Here is a 1,189-nt window from a genome sequence, read left to right on the forward strand (position 1 = left end):
AGAATTACACAATACAAATAATTATAAAACCATACCCATAAACAAAAAAACACTACTTCACCCAATCATATACACCAATATAACATATCCTGCGCCTTTTAGATTCCAAACAAGAGAGCAATCAAGTGTGCTTATAGGCTTAATTAAGGCATATAAAATTCCACATTTTCACTATAACCACTATGGTAAAGTAGATATAAATAATGATAATACAGAATCTATATACAGCTGGAAAAATGAAATCTATACCATAGACATAAAGCAGACAATACGACTAAAAGCATTTGTGTATAAGAAACAGAAAACTTATGTAGCACAAAATAAAAACAATATTTATGCAAATAATGAAGAACCCACTAATGTTCCTGCGCTACAAGGCAATATCACTAAAATCATCAAAAAAATTAGTAGCGATGAAGCGCAAAACATTAAATGGGCGTTTAAGATAGTGGATGATAGCTATCACGGACAAAATGTAAAAACGGGCAGATTAAAAGAAAGGACAACAGACCAAGGCGAACCTTTTCCACCACTTGGCAACAAAGATTTTATCATAAACCTTGCAGATAAAAATCATACGCGATTAGATTTTATTCCAAAAGGTTATGTAGAGATAGAGGGCAAATATGGCACTACTTTAGCATTAAAACTTTGTGATTTGTTTGATAAAAAATTACTTATGAAAGACTATACAAGCAAAAATGATGACAATAAACAAGATACACTTATCAATAAAAACATAATATTTTTTGCTTATGATAAGAATGTAGGAATCAACACAAGCAATGATACAAAACATAATGCTTATCGCGTATATAGCGATAAAGGAACAGGCAATAGTAGAATTGTAACACAAGACCGTGTAGCTTCCATAGAATTAAAAATAGTCAAAAGTAGATTTGGATTAGAGTTTGATGGACAAACTTTGAAATTTTTAGAAAATAAAAGGGTTATGGGGGAGTGGCTGTGCAAAACAAATGCTACGACAAAAATAAAAGAAAAGGAGCGCAATATTGATTTTCATTTATTGTCGCAATCGTTACAAGAAGAATATATAGATTTAGGAAATGATGAAATAAAACTAATTAAACTTCTAAAAGATTGTTATACAACAAGGAATCAACAACCTATCAAACTATATATAAAACCACAAAAACGAGTTTTGATTCTAATAGAGCGATTCAAAGAA

At 30.4% G+C, this 1,189-nt stretch carries 1 protein-coding gene; it reads left to right on the top strand.

The features are described from left to right. Nucleotides 1–1,189, top strand: a 1,189-nt coding sequence (locus tag ACWIX0_RS13675) for a hypothetical protein (RefSeq protein WP_454174534.1), incomplete at both ends; no start/stop codon positions are given.

Source organism: Helicobacter sp. T3_23-1059 (assembly GCF_053654515.1).